At 74.3% G+C, this 16,726-nt stretch carries 8 protein-coding genes; 3 read left to right on the forward strand and 5 right to left on the reverse strand.

Annotation, left to right across the window (positions count from 1 at the left end; genetic code table 11):
* Positions 1 to 193 precede the first annotated feature (193 nt).
* Entirely contained in the window at positions 194 to 742 is a 549-nt protein-coding gene (locus tag PV419_RS52175; RefSeq protein WP_319701126.1) for a MarR family transcriptional regulator, read from the reverse strand.
* Between the two features lie 148 nt (positions 743 to 890).
* Between PV419_RS52175 and PV419_RS52180 the strand changes: the two genes are divergently transcribed.
* A complete protein-coding gene (locus tag PV419_RS52180) occupies positions 891 to 2,216 on the forward strand; it encodes an MFS transporter (protein ID WP_319701133.1) in 1,326 nt (441 codons plus the stop codon).
* A gap of 527 nt (positions 2,217 to 2,743) precedes the next feature.
* Here the strand turns inward: PV419_RS52180 and PV419_RS52185 are convergent.
* Together PV419_RS52185 and PV419_RS52190 are read right to left on the reverse strand one after the other, a co-directional pair.
* Complete coding sequence (locus PV419_RS52185; RefSeq protein WP_319701127.1) at positions 2,744 to 4,762, reverse strand: ATP-binding SpoIIE family protein phosphatase; 2,019 nt, start codon at positions 4,760 to 4,762, stop codon at positions 2,744 to 2,746.
* Positions 4,763 to 5,027: 265 nt separating this feature from the next.
* Positions 5,028 to 6,383: an NAD(P)/FAD-dependent oxidoreductase gene (locus PV419_RS52190; RefSeq protein WP_319701128.1), complete on the reverse strand. Its 1,356-nt coding sequence runs from the start codon at positions 6,381 to 6,383 to the stop codon at positions 5,028 to 5,030.
* 320 nt (positions 6,384 to 6,703) lie between these two features.
* Between PV419_RS52190 and PV419_RS52195 the strand changes: the two genes are divergently transcribed.
* Positions 6,704 to 7,432: a helix-turn-helix domain-containing protein gene (locus tag PV419_RS52195; RefSeq protein ID WP_319701129.1), complete on the forward strand. Its 729-nt coding sequence runs from the start codon at positions 6,704 to 6,706 to the stop codon at positions 7,430 to 7,432.
* Between the two features lie 101 nt (positions 7,433 to 7,533).
* On the opposite strand, the gene PV419_RS52200 is transcribed toward PV419_RS52195, so the two are convergent.
* Both PV419_RS52200 and PV419_RS52205 read right to left on the reverse strand, forming a co-directional pair.
* Positions 7,534 to 11,898 (reverse strand): BTAD domain-containing putative transcriptional regulator, encoded by a 4,365-nt coding sequence (locus PV419_RS52200; protein WP_319701130.1) that lies wholly within the window; start codon positions 11,896 to 11,898, stop codon positions 7,534 to 7,536.
* A 154-nt stretch (positions 11,899 to 12,052) separates the two neighbouring features.
* On the reverse strand, positions 12,053 to 14,161 hold the full coding sequence (locus tag PV419_RS52205; protein ID WP_319701131.1) for an asparagine synthase-related protein: 2,109 nt from the start codon (positions 14,159 to 14,161) through the stop codon (positions 12,053 to 12,055).
* An 869-nt stretch (positions 14,162 to 15,030) separates the two neighbouring features.
* Between PV419_RS52205 and PV419_RS52210 the strand changes: the two genes are divergently transcribed.
* A complete protein-coding gene (locus PV419_RS52210) occupies positions 15,031 to 16,464 on the forward strand; it encodes an MFS transporter (protein ID WP_319701132.1) in 1,434 nt (477 codons plus the stop codon).
* The last annotated feature ends 262 nt before the right edge of the window (positions 16,465 to 16,726 follow it).

The raw sequence follows: 16,726 nt of genomic DNA on the forward strand, positions 1-16,726 counted from the left end.
CCCCGAGGCTCATAATCGAGCTTCCCGACCGAATTCCGGGCACGCCGAAATCCATCCCGATGAGGGGCCGTGCAGTAGTGGTTTGCCGCCGGTGCGGCGCGAGTGGCTACCGAAGAACCGTTAAGGCTCCGTGGCAGCTCGGAGTACATTACGCATCGCCCCGGGGCGTGTCAATCTCCCTCGGCGTGCGATGTCACTCCAGGTCGCTCAGCCGTCCGCCGGCGTCCGGCTGGGTCTCCTCCACCCGGCGCAGGACGCGGGTCAGCATCTCGCCGAGCGCCCCGCGCTCCTCGCTCGACAGGTCCTGGAGAAGGTCCTCCTCGAAGACGGACGCCATCCGCATGGCCTCCAGCCACTTCTCCCGGCCCTCGGCCGTCAGCTCCACGATGACGCGCACCCGATTGGCCTCGTCGCGCTCGCGCGTGACCAGGCCCTCGCTCGCCATGCGGTCGATGCGGTGGGTCATCGCAGCCGGGGTGAGACCGAGCCGCTTGGCCAGGTCGCCGGGGCCCAGCTGGTACGGGGCTCCGGAGAGGACAAGGGCCTTGAGTACCTCCCACTCGGTGTTGCTGATGCCCAGGGTCCCGGTCTGGCGGCTGTACGCGACGTTCATCCGCCGGTTGAGGCGGCTGAGGGCGCTGACGACCTGCTCCACCTGCGGGTCCAGGTCCTGGAACTCGCGCTGGTAGGCCGCGATCTGCTCCTCGAGGCTCGGCTCGGCCGGGCCGGGGGTCTCAGGCATGCCGCGCAGTATGGCACGTAACTCATTCGCGTCGAAGTCCTTCGGCATGTACTCTTTAGCTTCGAACTTTAGCCTTGAAGTCTTGAGACTTCGACTGTTCGAACTTCTCCTAATTGTCATCGATCTTTCTCGACCTAGGCAGGTGAGTGTGACCACCGCGATGGGCGCTGCGCTGCGCCGGATCCAGCTGGGGAACGCGCTGAGCGCGTTCGGCAACGGCTTCACGGTGCCGTTCCTATTCGTCTATGTGGCGCAGGTGCGGGACCTGGGCGCGAGCACCGCGGGCATGGTGCTCGCGGCGTTTGCCGTCGCGGCGCTGGCCGTGCTGCCCTTCACCGGTCGGGTGATCGACCGGCGGGGGCCGCTGCCGGTGGCCCTCGTGGGTGCCGTGGCCTCGGCCTTCGGCTCCATGGGGCTGGGGCTGGCCTCCGACGAGGCATCCGTCATCGCCGCGGTGGCCCTGCTCGGCGCGGGGATCGCGGTGATCCAGCCCGCCCTCGCCACCATGATCGTCTGGTGCTCGACCACGACCACCCGTTCGCGCGCCTTCGCGACCCAGTTCTTCCTCAACAATCTCGGCCTCGGTGTCGGCGGGCTCCTGGGCGGGCTGCTGGTCGACCCTTCCGAGCCGTCGAGCTTCGTCCGGCTGTTCGCGATCGAGTCGGTGATGTTCCTGGTGCTGGGCGCGGCCGTGGCGACCGTACGGCTACCGAAGTTTTCGAAGCTCGACCCCACGTCGGCCGTGGGAAAACAAGCCGGAGGCGGCTGGCGGGCCATGCTGCGGAACCGGGCCATGGTGCAGCTGTGCGTGCTGGGCTTCGTGATGTTCTTCGCCTGCTACGGACAGTTCGAGTCGGGTCTGTCGGCGTTCGCGGTGGAGGTCACCCATGTCTCGCCCGCGATGCTCGGCGCCGCGCTGGCGGCGAACACGATGGCCATCGTGTTGGCGCAGTTCGTCGTGCTCCGGCTGGTGGAGGGGCGGCGGCGCAGCCGGGTCATCGCGCTGACCGGGCTGGTCTGGACGGTGGCCTGGCTGGTGGCGGGGGCCTCCGGCCTGGTGCCGGGCAGCCAGGCCGTCGCGACCGGCGCGATCATCTCGGCGTACGCGCTCTTCGGGCTCGGTGAGGCCATGCTGTCACCGACCGTCGCCCCACTGGTGGCCGATCTGGCGCCGCCGACCCTCGTCGGGCAGTACAACTCCGGTTTCGCCCTGGTCAAGCAGCTGGCGCTGGCCGTCGGCCCGGCGGCGGGCGGCCTGATGGCCGGGGCGGGGATGTACGTGGCGTACATCGCACTGCTCGTCGGCTGCTCACTCGGCATCACCGCGCTCGCGCTCCGGCTGGGCGGGCGGCTCACGGCCCGCCAGGACAACCCACTACTGCGTGCCGTCCCTGGTGCGACGGTGCCCGCGCAGCGCGTGGAGCCGACGTCGGTGGAGTCGGCGTCGGTGGAGCCGGTGACCACCGCGGCCTGACGACCAGGGGCGGCGGCCCGCCGGCCCCGGCCCTTGCGGCAAGCCCGCGCGGCGGAGCCGCACATCGGTTCGGTCGATGTGCGGCTCCGCCGCGTGCGGCGGCTGGTGCGGGGCGCGCCTCCCAGCGGTAACTGGGGGAGCATCGCCCTCGTGCTGGGCGCTGCGGTCGACTTGCCGCTGGCGCGGTGTGGGGGCGAGGCGACAGCGCAGCGAGGCGCCTTGCCGGGCGCCGGGAGCCAGGGCGCCCCTTTCGACGACAGGACCGGCGGCAGCTGCGGGCCCGGGACAGGCTGACGGCGCGTTGCGTTCGATCGCCGGGCAGGCTTGGCCGCGCCGAGCCCGCTGCGAGCGGGACGCGGCCGCGGCGCTCGCCCTGGCCCGCCCGCGCCGGGGCCGTCGGCGCCGGACCCGCCAGGCCGGGCAGGGCGCCGCCGACATGGCCCGGGGCGCGGGTCGACGTCCGAGGATCGAGGGCCGGGCCCGGCCGGAGGAGCCCCGGTTGCGGGGCGGGCCCGCCGCAGGCGCCTCTACCCCGCCGGGAGGGCGAACTCGCACCACACCGCCTTGCCCCCGCCCGGCGTGCGGCGTGAGCCCCAGGACGAGGCGATGGTCGCGACGATCGAGATGCCGCGCCCGGCCTCGTCCGCCGGCTCGGCGCGGCGGCGGCGCGGCAGGTGCTCGTCCCCGTCCGTCACCTCGATGATCAGGCGGCGGTCCGTACGGCGCAGCCGCAGGCGCATGGGCGGCACGCCGTGCTGGAGCGAGTTGGCGACCAGCTCGCTGGCGGCGAGCACGCCCAGGTCGCGCAGCTCCATGGGGAAGCGCCAACTGGCGAGGACGCCGGAGGCGAACGCCCGCGCCCGGGGGGCCGCCTCCACGCCGCCGAGGAGCTCCAGGGCGGCGTTGTGGAACAGCTCGGCGTCATGGCCGGTGCGGGCGGGGTGCTGCAGGACCAGCACGGCCACGTCGTCGTCGTGCTCGGCGGTGATACCCAGCGCCCGGATGAGGCGGTCGCACATCACCTGGGGCGTGCCCGTGGCGCCCGCGAAGACGCGCTCCAGCGCGGCGACGCCCTCGTAGATGTCCTTGTCGCGCCGCTCCACCAGCCCGTCGGTGTACAGCACCGCGCTGGAGCCCGGGCCGAACGGGACCGAGGCCGAGGTGTGCAGCCAGCCGCCGGTGCCCAGCGGCGGTCCGGTGGGCTCGGCGGCGCGGCGCACGGTGCCGTCCGGGTCGCGGACCAGGATCGGCAGATGGCCCGCCGAGGCGTAGACCAGGCGGTTCTCGTTCGGGTCGTGGACGGCGTAGACGCAGGTCGCGATCTGGCTGGGGTCGATCTCGGCGGCCAGGCCGTCCAGGAGCTGCAGGACCTCGTGCGGGGGCAGGTCGAGGCGGGCGTAGGCGCGGACGGCGGTGCGCAGCTGGCCCATCACGGCGGCGGCGCGGACGCCGCGCCCCATGACGTCGCCGATGACCAGGGCGGTGCGGCCGGCGCCCAGCGTGATGACGTCGTACCAGTCGCCGCCCACGGCGGCTTCCGTGCCGCCCGGTTGGTACGTGGCGGCGACCCTGAGGTCGTCGGGCTGCTCGAGTTCCTGCGGGAGGAGGCTGCGCTGGAGGGTGACGGCGGCCTGGCGCTGCAGGCGCTCGCCGGCGCGCAGCCGCTCGGCGGCCTCCACCTGATCGGTGACGTCGGCGCCGAAGACCAGCACGCCGCGCAGCGGGGTCTCCTCGGCCCTGGGACCGGGCGTGGACGGCCCCGGGTCCGTCCCGGGTGCGGCCGGGGCAGCGGCATCCGCATCGGGTCCGGCATCGGCCGCGGTCGCGGGCGCGATGCCGGACCCGCCACCGGACCCGATGCCGGACGCGGCGGCGGAGGAGGCGGGCTCGGCGGCCAAAGCCGGCGCCGGAACCGTGGCCGGAACCGGAACCGGAACCGGGACCGGAACCGGAGGCGGCGGGGCGGCCATCTCGATCGGGGAGCAGGTGAAGGTGTAGTAGCCGTGCCGCACCCGGCCGCCCGCGGCCCCGGAGCCCGCTGCCGCCTCCGCCCCCGGCGCGGCCCCGGCCCTCGCCCCGGAGACGCGCCGGGACTTGACCGTACGCGGCCGACCGCTGCGCAGGACCTGGTCCATGAGCGGCAGCAGCCCCAGCTCCTGCAGCTCGGGCAGGGCCTGGCGGGCGGGGGCGCCGGGGGTCCGGGCTCCGAAGATGGCCGTATAGGAGTCGTTGACGTAGGCGATGCGGTGATCGGGGCCGTAGACGACGGCGACCAGGGCCGGGACCTGGCCGAGGACGTCATGGACGGACAGCCCGTCGAGGGTGGGGACGGCGGCCGGGAGCCCGTCCTCCAGGGCCGGGTCCGCCGCGCCCGGCGGCGGCGGCTCGCCGCGGTCCGAGGAGTCGGAGCGCTCGCCCCGGGCAGCCGGGACGGAGCCGCCGCCGCCCGCGGCCGCGGGCTGGGGCCGCCGCGCGCCGCGGTCGGCCCGGGCGGCGGTGCGTCGCTGTGTTCGGGGAAGCCGGGCGCTCCAGCGTGTGAAGTTCACCGGGGGTTACCTCGCGAGGTTGTGGCTGAGCGGCGCGCCGGCGCGGGGGTACGGAGAGGGGTGCGGGTGCGGGGGACGGCCCCCAGGGGAATGCAGCAAACTTCCGAATCCTCGCGATTGTCACTCTTTGCAGATACGAGCCCACCCATGGTCACACGTCCAGTGTGACTGACCGGACTGACATCCGTGAGACGCCGGTCGGGTGGGGGGAGTTCCCGCCTCCGCTCCGACGGGCCGAACAGGCCCGAACCGGCGTCGGCCGACGTCAACTGGCCTCGGGATGGCGGCCGGTGTCGGCGGCGAGCTTGAACTCGGCCCGCGGGTTCTCCAGCGACCCGAGCGAGACGATCTCCCGTTTGAAGAGCCCCGACAGGGTCCACTCGGCCAAAACGCGCGCCTTGCGGTTGAAGGTCGGCACCCGGCTGAGGTGGTAGGCGCGGTGCATGAACCAGGCGGGGTAGCCCTTCAGCTTCCGCCCGTACACATGCGCGACGCCTTTGTGGAGGCCGAGGGAGGCCACCGAGCCGGCGTACTTGTGCGCGTAGTCCTTCAGCGGCCGGCCGCGCAGGGAGGCGACCACGTTCTCGGCGAGCACCTTCGACTGGCGCAGCGCGTGCTGGGCGTTGGGGGCGCACTCCTTGCCGGGCTCGTCCGCCGTCAGGTCCGGGACCGCCGCGGCGTCCCCGGCGCTCCAGGCGTGCTCCACTCCGTCCACATGGAGGGCCGCGGTGCACTTGAGGCGGCCACGCCCGTTCACCGGGAGGTCGGTGGACGCCAGGATGGGGTGCGGCTTGACCCCCGCGGTCCACACCAGGGTGCGGGTGGGGAAGCGCGAGCCGTCGCTCAGCGCGGCGACCCGGTCCACACAGGAGTCGAGGCGGGTCTCCAGCCGTACGTCGATATTGCGACCGCGCAGCTCGCGGACCGCGTACTTGCCCATCTCCTCGCCGACCTCCGGGAGGATGCGGCCGGTGGCCTCCACCAGGATCCACTTCAGGTCCTCGGACGAGATGTTGTGGTAATAGCGGACGGCGTAGCGGGCCATGTCCTCCAGCTCGGCGAGCGCCTCGACGCCCGCGTATCCGCCGCCGACGAAGACGAAGGTGAGCGCGGCGTCCCGGACGTCGGGGTCGCGGGTGGAGGACGCGATGTCCAGCTGCTCCAGAACGTGGTTGCGCAGGCCGATGGCCTCCTCCACCGTCTTGAAGCCGATGCCGTGGTCGACCAGGCCGGGGACCGGGAGGGTGCGGGAGACGGAGCCGGGCGCCAGCACGAGCTGGTCGTAGTGGATCTCGATCGCGCCGGTGCCCTCCTCGGCGGTGGCGAGGGTTCTGATCGTCGCGGTGCGTTTGCCGTGGTTGATCGCCGTGGCCTCGCCGATCACGACCTGGCAGCGGGGCAGGACACGACGCAGCGGCACGACCACATGGCGTGGCGAGATCGATCCGGCCGCGGCCTCCGGGAGAAACGGCTGATAGGTCATATACGGCTCGGGGTCGACCACGATGATCTGTACGTCGCCTTGCCCCAGCTCCCTCTTCAGCTTCCGCTGGAGGCGCAGCGCGGTGTACATCCCGACGTAGCCACCACCGACAACGAGAATGCGCGCAGGTTCCTTCACCCTCCCATGAGGCACGCACAGCCGCGGTTTGTCCACAGGCCCGACGAATTGTGTGACCGGCGGCCTCGGCACGCTCCGCCGTGCCGATTCGGTCAAACGTGCGGAAGGTGCGCAGGTCAGCAGGGGGACGCTGGGTGGTGAGCGGACGGGGAAGCGGGGACGGGCGGTGCGGTACTCCGATCAGGGGGCGATCTGTCCGGACCTACCCCCTTCTTTCTTGACCGGCCCTCAACTATGTTCGTACTCCGTCGGGGTCGAGACTGCCCCGGCGTTCTGGGCGGGGAGTCTCCGGGGGGAGACGTCATTACCGGGGGATCACTATGCAGCTTCAGGGTTCTCATTGGTCGTCAGCCGTCGCGTCGGTGGACGGTGCCGGCGGTCGGAACACTCCGCTGCGCGTGGACGCGCAGCGCAATCTCGAGCATGTGCTGCGGGCAGCGCGCGAGGTCTTCGGGGAGCTGGGGTACGGCGCTCCCATGGAGGACGTCGCGCGGCGCGCGCGGGTCGGGGTGGGCACCGTCTATCGGCGCTTCCCCAGCAAGGACGTCCTGGTGCGCCGCATAGCCGAGGAGGAGACGGCCCGGCTGACCGACCAGGCGCGGGCGGCCCTCGGCCAGGAGAACGAGCCGTGGTCGGCGCTGGCCCGGTTCCTGCGCACCTCAGTGGCCTCCGGCGCGGGTCGGCTGCTGCCGCCCCAGGTGCTGCGGGTCGGCGTCGAGGCGGAGGCGGAGATCCGGGTGCCGCAGCAGCGGCAGGTGGGGTTAGCCGACCTTCCCCAGCCGGAGCTGCGGCTGGTGGAGCAGCCCAGCCCCGTCGTCCCGGGTGGCCCTGACGACGCGGGCGCCGCGGCGCTTCTGGAGGTCGTCGGGCAGCTGGTGGATCGGGCGCGGGAAGCGGGCGAGCTGCGGCCGGACGTGACGGTGGCCGATGTGCTGCTGGTGATCGCCACGGCGGCGCCCTCGCTGCCGGACGCGGCGCAGCAGGCGGCGGCGTCGTCACGGCTGCTGGACATCCTCCTGGACGGGCTGCGGTCGCGTCCGGCCGGGTGACGCGCGTTCACGTGCGGAGGTCTGGGGCCAGGCCCTGTATCCAGCGCTAGCCGGCGGAGCGTGCCAGGCCTCGCGGGCCCGCGGAGATCGGGGAGACCGGCTCAGGCAGCGGTCACCAGTTCGTCGAGCAGGGCGATGACCTGTTCGACGGACAGGCCCGTGCCCTCGGCGCGTAGCGCCTGGGCCGCCTCGCGGCCCAGGGCGCGGTGCGTGGCGGCCGCGGCCTTCTCGGTCTCGCGCAGCGGGAGCGGAGTGCGCGGCAGCTCGCCGCGCCAGGCGTCGGCCGCGCCCAGCATCCGGGCGGCGAGGCGTTCCTCTTCGCAGCCCACCAGGACATGGGCCGCCGTCTCCGCCTGCTGGGCCAGCAGGAGCTCCATGCAGCCGGTCTCGGCGCCCCGGCTCAGGTTGTCGCGCACCTTGCGCAGCGCGCCGGGCGCATCGCCCTCGTCGGCGGTGATACGGGCATCCATGCCGTCCACGAGCATCCAGAACTGCGGTGGCGGGGTCGCCTGCTCCCCGGTGCGCCGCGCCTCGTCGCACAGCATCCGCGCCCGGGCCAGGTTTCCGCGTTGCAGCTCGATCAGCGAGCGCAGCGAGCGGTTGAAGGACAGCACGTCCCGGATGCCTCGGTGCCCCGCCTCCTGGTCCGAGTGGTCCAGCAGCTTCTCCGCGCGGTCGAGGTCCCCGATGTTGATCGCCACATCCGCGAGCCGAGTGATGAGGAACGGCGTCTCGGCGTGTGCGCCGATCTCCCGGGCGAGCCGCTGTGCCAACTCGTAGGCAGTCCGCGCCTCGTCGAGCCGGGCACGGCTCGCGGCCATCTCACCGGCGGCGGTCTCGACCTGGGCGAGCATCCACCGGTCGCCGACCCGTCTGCTCAGCTCCCGCAGCTCCGCCCAGTCCGCCTCGGCATTCTTCATGCCGCCCGACAAGTCGATGGCCATGTGCGTGCGGAACATCAGCGCCACGCCGACCGCCCAGTCGTCGCCGTACGCCCTGCACTGGACCACCGCCTCGTTCATCAGCGGGATCACCCCGGCGTGGCCGTCGAGGACGAACCCGGCGAACGGCCACAGCATGCCGGGGAAGCGGGCGGCGCGCGGGCTGGGGTGGGCCCGATAGGCATCGCGGATGCGACGGGCCGCGGTCACGACCTCGGGGCTGGCCAGCATCGGTGCGTCGGCGTTGTCGGCGTTCATGAAGAACACCAGCAGACGCAGATCCATCTGGTCCCAGTAGCGCGTGACCACCTCGTCGACGCCGTCCTGCCCGGGCGGAACCCCCTCGGGGATCGTGCCGAGCACGCTGTACGTGTCGTCGCGCCCTGTGGCGCCGCCGAGGAGCAGAGCCTCGCGGGCCCAGGCGATGCCCTCGTCCCGGTAGTTGCGCATCCACCAGAACCAGCTCATGGCCGTGATGAACTCGATCGCGGTCTGCTCGTCGCGCGCCTCCAGGGAGCGCTTCATGGCGGCTCGGACGTTGTCGAGTTCCGCCTCGACGCGGTGCAGCCAGGGAAGCTGTTCCGCGGAGCGCAGCCGTGGCTCGGCGGTGCGCGCGAAGTCACGGAAGCAGGCGGTGTGGCGGGCGACGGCAGCGGCGTGGTCGGCCCGGGCGGCGGGGTCCTCGGTGGCGCGCTCACCGACGTACTCGTGGATCGTCTCCAGCATGCGGTAACGGACCTCGGAGGGGGCCACGGCCGAGGCGCCGGCGGGGCCCGCCGGGGCCGGGCCGGCCGCCGGGTGGTCGACGACCAGGAGTGACTTGTCGACCAGCGCCGCGAGCAGATCGAGCACCTCGTCGGGGGCTATGTGCGGGCGGGGGCGGGCGCCTGGCCCGGCGGACGGGTCGGTGACAGGCGGATCGGCGGCGGGCGGGGCAGGGGCGGGCGGATTGGTGGCGAGAAGGTTGGTGGCGGGCGGATTGGCGGCGAGAGGGGCGCGCGCCGCGTCCGCGCACACCGCCTCCGCCGCGCTCAGCCCCCACCCGCCCGCGAACACCGACGCCCGGCGCAGCACCGTGCGTTCGCGCTCGTCGAGCAGGTCCCAGGACCACTCGACGACGGCCCGCAGTGTCTGCTGGCGCGGCAGCACGGTCCGGCTGCCGCTGGTCAGCAGCCGGAAGCGGTCGTCGAGCCGGTCGGCGATCTGCCGCGGGGTCAGCAGCCGCAGCCGCGCGGCGGCCAGCTCGATCGCCAGCGGCAGGCCGTCCAGCCGACGGCAGATCTCCGCGACGGCCGCCGACGTGTCCGGGTCCCGCGCCGGGTCGAACCCCGGCAGGGTGGCCGAGGCGCGCTCGGCGAACAGCTGGTGGGCGGGCGCGGGCCGGAGCGGTTCCACGGGCCGTACGGTCTCGCCCGGCACGCCCAGCGGCTCCCGGCTGGTGGCCAGCACGGTCACCCCCGGACAGTGCGCGAGCAGCGTCTCGGCGAGCCGCGCCGCGGCGTCTATGACGTGCTCACAGTTGTCGAGCAGGAGCAGCAGGCGGCGGTGGGCGCAGAGCTCGACGAGGCGCGCCGTCGGGTCGGAGCCGTCCGCCGGGCCGATCCGCCCTTCCAGCCCGGTGGCGAGCAAGGACGTCTCACGGTCGCCCACGGCACTCAGGACGGCCCCTGGGACGGCGGCGGGGTGGTCGAGCTTGGCGAGCTCGGCCACCCAAACCCCGTCGGGGTAGGCGTTCGTAACGGTCGCGGCGGCCTCCTCGGAGAGCCGGGTCTTGCCGGAGCCGCCGGGGCCGGTGAGCGTGACCAGTCGGGCGCCGGACAGATCCCCGCGGAGGTCGCCGATCTCGCTCTGCCGGCCGACGAAGCTGGTGAGCCGCGCGCGGAGATTGCCGCGCGGCCGGGTGCCGGCGCCCTGCGGCCCACCCGGCCTGGGCTCACCGTTCGACGGCACGGGCGGGGCGCCGGTGGGGGCGGTTCCGGTGCCGTGGGCGGCCCCGGCGGGGCGGGCCGTGCCGGGGTTGGCCTCAGGGGTGTGGGCGGCGTACCCGGCGGCGGCCGACACGCCACCGTAGGCGAGCTCAGGTGTGCGGGCGGTGTACGCGGCGGCGGCCGACTCACCACCTTGGGCGACCTCGGGTGTGCGGGCGGCATACCCGGCCGCAGCCGACTCACCACCCTGGGCGACCTCAGGTGCGCGGGCGGCATACCCGGCGGTCGGCCCGCCTCCGTTGGGCGTCTCGGAGTCGCGGTCGGCATTCGGCCCCAGGGCATCTGCTCCCCCACGGACCGCCGCCGCGCCGCCGACTGCCCCCGGGTCGCGCGGCACCGCGGACCCGCCCGCCGCCGCTGCGCCATGAGCCGCACCGGGTCCACGGGCGGGATACCCGGCGGCGGCCGGCCCGCCGGGCATGCCGCCCGGCGTCCCCGGGCCGTGGGGCGCCTCTGGGTCACGGTCAGGGTGTCCGCCGTCGAGGGTCTGTGCGGCGCGGGCACCTTCGCTGTCGCGGGCCGCTCCGGAAGGGCCGTGGGCGGCGTATGGCGCGCGGGTCGGCTCCGACTCGCTCGGCGCCACGAGCCCGTACGGCCCGCGCCCCGCCTCATCGCCAGAGGAGCGCGCCCCGGCCTCCGCTCCAAGGTCACGGCCGCCGTGGGCGACACCCGCCCCATAGGCCGCCTCGGAGCCGCGCGCCGCCTCCCGGGCGCCGCCGGCGCCCTGACCCCCGCGGGCCCCGGGGCCGGCCGGCCCGCCGGGACGCCGTACGGCCGCCACGCCCGTCCCCGCCGAGGGCTGCACGGGCCCCCCGGACAGCAGCAGCCCGTGCAGCGCCTTGAGGTCCGCGCCCGGGTCCGTGCCGAGGCGGTCGGCCAGCGTCCGGCGGACCGCCTCGTACGCGGCGAGCGCGTCGGCCGGGCGGCCCGCCGCGTGCAGCGCGCGGATCAACTGCGCGTGGAAGGTTTCGTCGAGCGGGTGGTCCATGCCGAGCTCGCGCAACTCCGGTATGACGTCCGCCGCGTGGCCGAGCGCGAGGTCGGCGTCGATACGGCGGTGCAGCGCGGTGAGCCGCAGCGCGTCGGGGCGGGCGGCGGCCGCCTCCCGGTCCGGCAGATCGGCCAGCGCGGGGCCGCGCCACAGCGCGAGCGCCTGCCGCAGTACGTCGGCCGCCGTCTTCGGGTCACCGGCGCCGAGGGCTCGCGTGCCGTGCTTCGTCAGCGCCTCGAAGTGGAGGAGGTCGACGTCCTGGGGGCCGCCGGTGGCGAGGCGGTAGCCGCCGGGCGAGGAGACCACCGCGTCCCGGCCGATGGCCCTGCGCAGGCGGCCCACGAGCGCCTGGAGGGCGGCGGGCGCGTCCTGGGGAGGGTCCTGGGTCCACACCTCGTCGATGAGGACGTCCACGGCCGTGGGGGCGGGGCGTGCGGCGCGCATGGCGAGCGCGGTGAGCAGCGCGCGGAGACGGGGACCGCCCAGCGGCAGGGGGTTCCCGTTGTCGTCGCGCGCTTCGGCCGAGCCGAGAATCAGATACCGCACGGGGTCATTGTCCTCGGGTCAACGGTCGGACTATACGAATACACGGTCAACTGGCGTGCCGCGCCTGGCGCCGGCCGGGCCACAGGCCGGAGACGGACCACAGCACCACGCCCGCCACACCGCAAACCCTCAACCCCACGCCCCGCCCCCACCCCTACAGGCTCGGCCGCGGCACCACCCCGCCCGCCACCGCCCGCTGCCGCGGCGCCGCCGTCCCCGTCCAGCAGGTGCCGCGCCGGGCCAGCAGCCGCCGTAGCCACAGCTCCGTGGAGACGAGTTCGGCCAGCCCGTCCAGGGGCAGCCGCTCCCCCTCCGCCGCCGCGCGCAGCGCCTTGCGTACGACGCGGGCCTCGACCAGGCCCGCGTCGGCCAGCAGCGGCGCGTCGAAGAGGCTGACGACCTCGCCGGTCCAGGCGCGCAGCCCGGCCCGTACGGCGGCGGCGTGGGCGGCGTGGGAGGTGGCTCCCCAGCCGGGCGGCAGATCGCGGATGCCCGCTCCCGCGAGGACCGCGCGCAGCACAGCCGCGCGCGCCCCCGGTTGCACTCGAAGCGCTTCGGGGAGCGCGCGGCAGGCCCGTACGACCTGGTTGTCGAGGAAGGGGGCATGGAGGCGCTGGCTGCGCACCTCGGCCGCCTGCTCGAACACCCGGTGGTCGGCGGCGTGCCTGGCCAGGGCCGCGTCGGCGCGCCGCTCCCCGGGGCGGCGCAGGGTGACGGGGCGGGCCGCGGCCTGCTCCAGGCGCAGCGACACCTCGGCCAGCGCCTCGCCGGTGAGCCAGCGCGCGGCGGGGCCGGGCCGACACCAGGCGAGCGCGGCGAGGGAGGCGGAGACGACCCCGCGTCCGGGCTTGCCGCCGCTCCCCCCTCCGCTGCCGTCGTCGGTGAAGCGCCGTTCCAGGAGGCGGCTCGCGGCGTCCTCGACGCCGTCCCGGTAGGACGTACGGGCCAGCTTGCGCGCCGCCCGGTAGACCGTGAAGGGCACGAAGAAGGAGTGGCCGGTGGGTCCGTCGGCCTTCGCCAGCGCGGTGGCGGGGCGCAGCAGATGGCGGCGTCGGCGGTCGAGCAGCAGGTCGGCGAGGCGCGCCGGGTGGGCGTCGAGGGCCTGGCGGGCGCCGTGGCCGACGAAGTGGTCGGCGCTGCCCGCGACGAGCCGGCGGCGGTGGCGCTCGGCGGTGACGAGGGAGGGGCCGGGTTCGTCGGTGAGCGGGCCGCTGTCCAGGGCGGCGTACGGGAGCGCCTCCTCGCCCGCGGCGACCACGACGTGGTGCAGCCGGGGGTTGGCGGCGATGGCGCCGGCCCGCTCCAGCTCGGCCTCGCGGGCGCGCGCGCCGCCCGTGGTGGCCAGGTCGTTGAAGGTGACGGCGAGGAGGCGTTCGCCCGCCTCGGCGCCGTGGCCCAGGAGGGTGCCGGGCATGCCGGGCAGGCCGGCGGCCAGCAGGGCCAGGGTGGCGGAGGCGCTGCCGCCGGAGAGGTCGGCGCCGATGCCGGGCGCCGGTGCGCCGCGGGCCGCGCGCCGCTCGGCGGGGCCCATGCCGGGGACCGGGCCGGGGTCGAGGCCGCCGCCGGTCTCGGGGGCGTGGCGCGGCGCGGCGAGCCTGGCCCGTACGGCCTCCACGAGGGCGTCCCGGACGCCGTCCACGGCCTGTTCCCGGTCCACTTGGGGGGCGGCGACGGCGAGCGAGGCGGTGGGCTCGTAGCCGGTGATGTCGCGGGCCCCGTCGCGCAGGATCAGGGCGTGTCCCGGGGGCACCCGTCTGACGCCCATGTACGGGGTGCCGTCGCCGATCGCCTCCGGGGAGTCGGGGCAGGCCAGGAGCGCGCCGAGGTGGCCGACGTCGAGCTGCGCCTCGATGAGGTCGGCGAGCGGGAGGGCGGCCGTGGCGTACGCGGTGCCGCCGCCCCAGTCCGTGTGGAAGACGGGCCGGGCGCCGGCCAGGTCGCCGACGATGGTGGTGCGGCGGCCGACCTGGGCGACGGCGGTGTAGCTGCCGGGCCAGGCGGTGAGGTGGCGCAGGGCTCCGCCGCGCGCGGCGAACAGGCCGACGCGCAGCTCCTCGTCGGAGGCGCCGCAGCAGCCGAAGACGGCGAGGCGGGAGAAGGGGTCGGCCTGGACGACGCGTACCTCGTCGGGCCGCCAGTCGCCGACCGCCCACAGCGGATCGGGGTCCGCCCACAGGAGTTGGGCGCCGACCGGCTGGATCGCGCGGCCCTGCGAGGGGTCCGGCCCCGATGCGGTACTGCTCCACCCCACCAACCACCGCATCGCGCCTCCACAGGGTGTGGGCAAACAAGGCATCCAAGAAGTAGGTGCCATCATGCACAGCACGTCGACGGTTTCGGCATCGAACCGGACAACTACATGGATCTCCTGGATGTCCTTTGACCGCAGTCGACCACAGTCGGCCACAGGAACAACAGGGTTGATCACAAGACGTGATCCCGCCAAGCGCGGACGCGCACGCGGGAACCGTCGTCGGCGCGACGGACCGCTCCGCCGTGGCCCATGCTGCCACGAGAGGGGGCGCACGAGGGCGCAGAGGCGCCCATGTGTTGCCGGTGCGGGGCGCATGCGCTGAATGCCGCAGGAGGGGCTGCCGCGCCGGGCCTCCCCCTCCCCGGCCCGGCGCGGGAGCCCGGCCGTGATCAGCACCACACAGGGCCACGGCAGGCGTTGACAGGCGTTATTCGGCCAAACTTCCGTGGCGCTCTTGATGGGCTTGCGAGATCCTCGCGGCGGACTTGCGGCGAACTCGCGGCCGCCTGGCGGGAAGTCCCCAGCCTTCTAGGAGACCTGACGCCACGACAGTCCGGGAGGCGGCATCCGCCTCCCGGACCGCTCCGCCGCCCGCGGGGAATGAGGCGGCGGCGTCCCCCAGCCCACTGTGTCCGTACAGCGGGCCGACCCACGCAGGACCCATCGAAACGTTCCCGCGAACCCTGAGACAGAGCGCACGGACAGGCGCACAGCCACACACAACGGGAGCACACACCACGCTCCGCACGTCCGTTCGTACAAGAATCTCGCCATCCGGGACACCACCTCTTAACGGTCGGGATGCGGCGAACTACGCTGGGTTTACGAATGCCCCGCGCCTATGCCGGGGCGGCCGTCGGTGCTGTCGAGGGGTGCGCATGTCCAGGGAGCCACGCGGGCCGAATGAGAAGCTCGGCACCGTTCTCGCCCTCGCGGGGATCAGCAATGCCGGGCTGGCGCGCAGGGTCAACGACCTCGGTGCCCAGCGTGGCCTGACGCTTCGCTATGACAAGACGTCCGTGGCCCGCTGGGTCTCGAAGGGCATGGTGCCCCAAGGCGCCGCGCCCCATCTGATTGCGGCCGCGATCGGGAGCAAACTCGGGCGGCCCGTACCGCTCCATGAGATCGGGCTCGCCGACGCCGATCCGGCGCCCGAGGTCGGCCTCGCCTTCCCGCGCGACATCGGCCAGGCCGTGCGCTCGGCGACCGAGCTCTACCGGCTGGATCTGGCGGGTCGGCGCGGAGGCGGCGGCATCTGGCAGAGTCTGGCCGGATCCTTCGCGGTCAGCGCGTATGCCACGCCCGCGTCCCGCTGGCTCATAACCCCGGCCGACCCGTCGGTCGCGCGCGAGCCCAAGGACGCCGAGAGCAGCGCGGGCCTGGACGGTTTACCCCAGCGCGTCGGCCATAGCGACGTCACCAAGCTGCGCGAGGCCGCCGAGGACGCGCGCCGCTGGGACTCCAAGTACGGCGGCGGCGACTGGCGTTCGTCGATGGTGCCCGAGTGCCTGCGGGTCGACGCGGCGCCGCTGCTGCTCGGCTCGTACAGCGACGAGGTCGGCCGCTCCCTGTTCGGCGCCACCGCCGAACTGACCCGGCTCGCGGGGTGGATGGCCTTCGACACCGGCCAGCAGGAGGCCGCCCAGCGCTACTACATCCAGGCGCTGCGGCTCTCGCGCGCCGCGGCCGACGTCCCCCTGGGCGGCTATGTGCTGGCCTCCATGAGCCTGCAGGCCACCTACAGGGGCTTCGCCGACGAAGGCGTGGACCTGGCCCAGGCCGCCGTGGAGCGCAACCGCGGCCTGGCCACCGCCCGCACCATGAGCTTCTTCCGCCTCGTCGAGGCCCGCGCCCAGGCCAAGGCCGGGGACGGGCCGGCCTGCGGCGCGGCGCTGAAGTCCGCGGAGGGCTGGCTCGAGCGGTCCCGTTCGGGCGACCCCGACCCGTCCTGGCTGGACTTCTACTCGCACGAGCGGTTCGCCGCCGACGCCGCCGAGTGCTACCGCGACCTCCGACTGCCGCGCCAGGTGCGGCGGTTCACGGAGCAGGCGCTGGCCCGGCCCACCGAGGAGTTCGTCCGCTCCCACGGGCTGCGGCTCGTCGTGTCCGCCGTCGCCGAACTGGAGTCCGGCAACCTGGACGCGGCGTGCGCGGCGGGCGCGCGTGCCGTGGAGGTCGCCAACCGCATCTCGTCCGCGCGCACCACCGAGTACGTACGGGACCTGATGCACCGCCTGGAGGCGTACCGCGACGAGCCGCGCGTCGCCGAACTGCGGGAGCGGGCGCGGCCGCTGCTGATGGCTCCGGCGTGACGGGCGTGACCGCTGACTGCGCGGGGTGGGCGTGGCCCCTGCTGACGGCGTCGGCGTGGCCGCATGATCACCTGGCGCCCTGAGGACCTGAGGCCGGGCGCGCGATCAGGAGCAACCAGCTGCCGCCGTGTGCCGTGGGCAGAGCGCCGCGCAGCGGATGACGGAGGCTCATCAACTTCATTAGTCATCCTTAGTGTTGTGCACGTATAGTTGTGGGTATGGAGTTGCTGCGCATGTCCAAGGCCGCGAAGCGTCTCGGGAT

The organism is Streptomyces sp. ME19-01-6, from assembly GCF_033793745.1.
Taxonomy (GTDB): Bacteria; Actinomycetota; Actinomycetes; order Streptomycetales; family Streptomycetaceae; genus Streptomyces.

Coding starts and splice junctions, on each gene's coding strand:
- PV419_RS52175 (WP_319701126.1), bottom strand. CDS start 742: ATGCCTGAGACCCCCGGCCCGGCCGAGCCGAGCCTCGAGGAGCAGATC.
- PV419_RS52195 (WP_319701129.1), top strand. CDS start 6,704: ATGCAGCTTCAGGGTTCTCATTGGTCGTCAGCCGTCGCGTCGGTGGAC.
- PV419_RS52205 (WP_319701131.1), bottom strand. CDS start 14,161: ATGCGGTGGTTGGTGGGGTGGAGCAGTACCGCATCGGGGCCGGACCCC.
- PV419_RS52210 (WP_319701132.1), top strand. CDS start 15,031: ATGTCCAGGGAGCCACGCGGGCCGAATGAGAAGCTCGGCACCGTTCTC.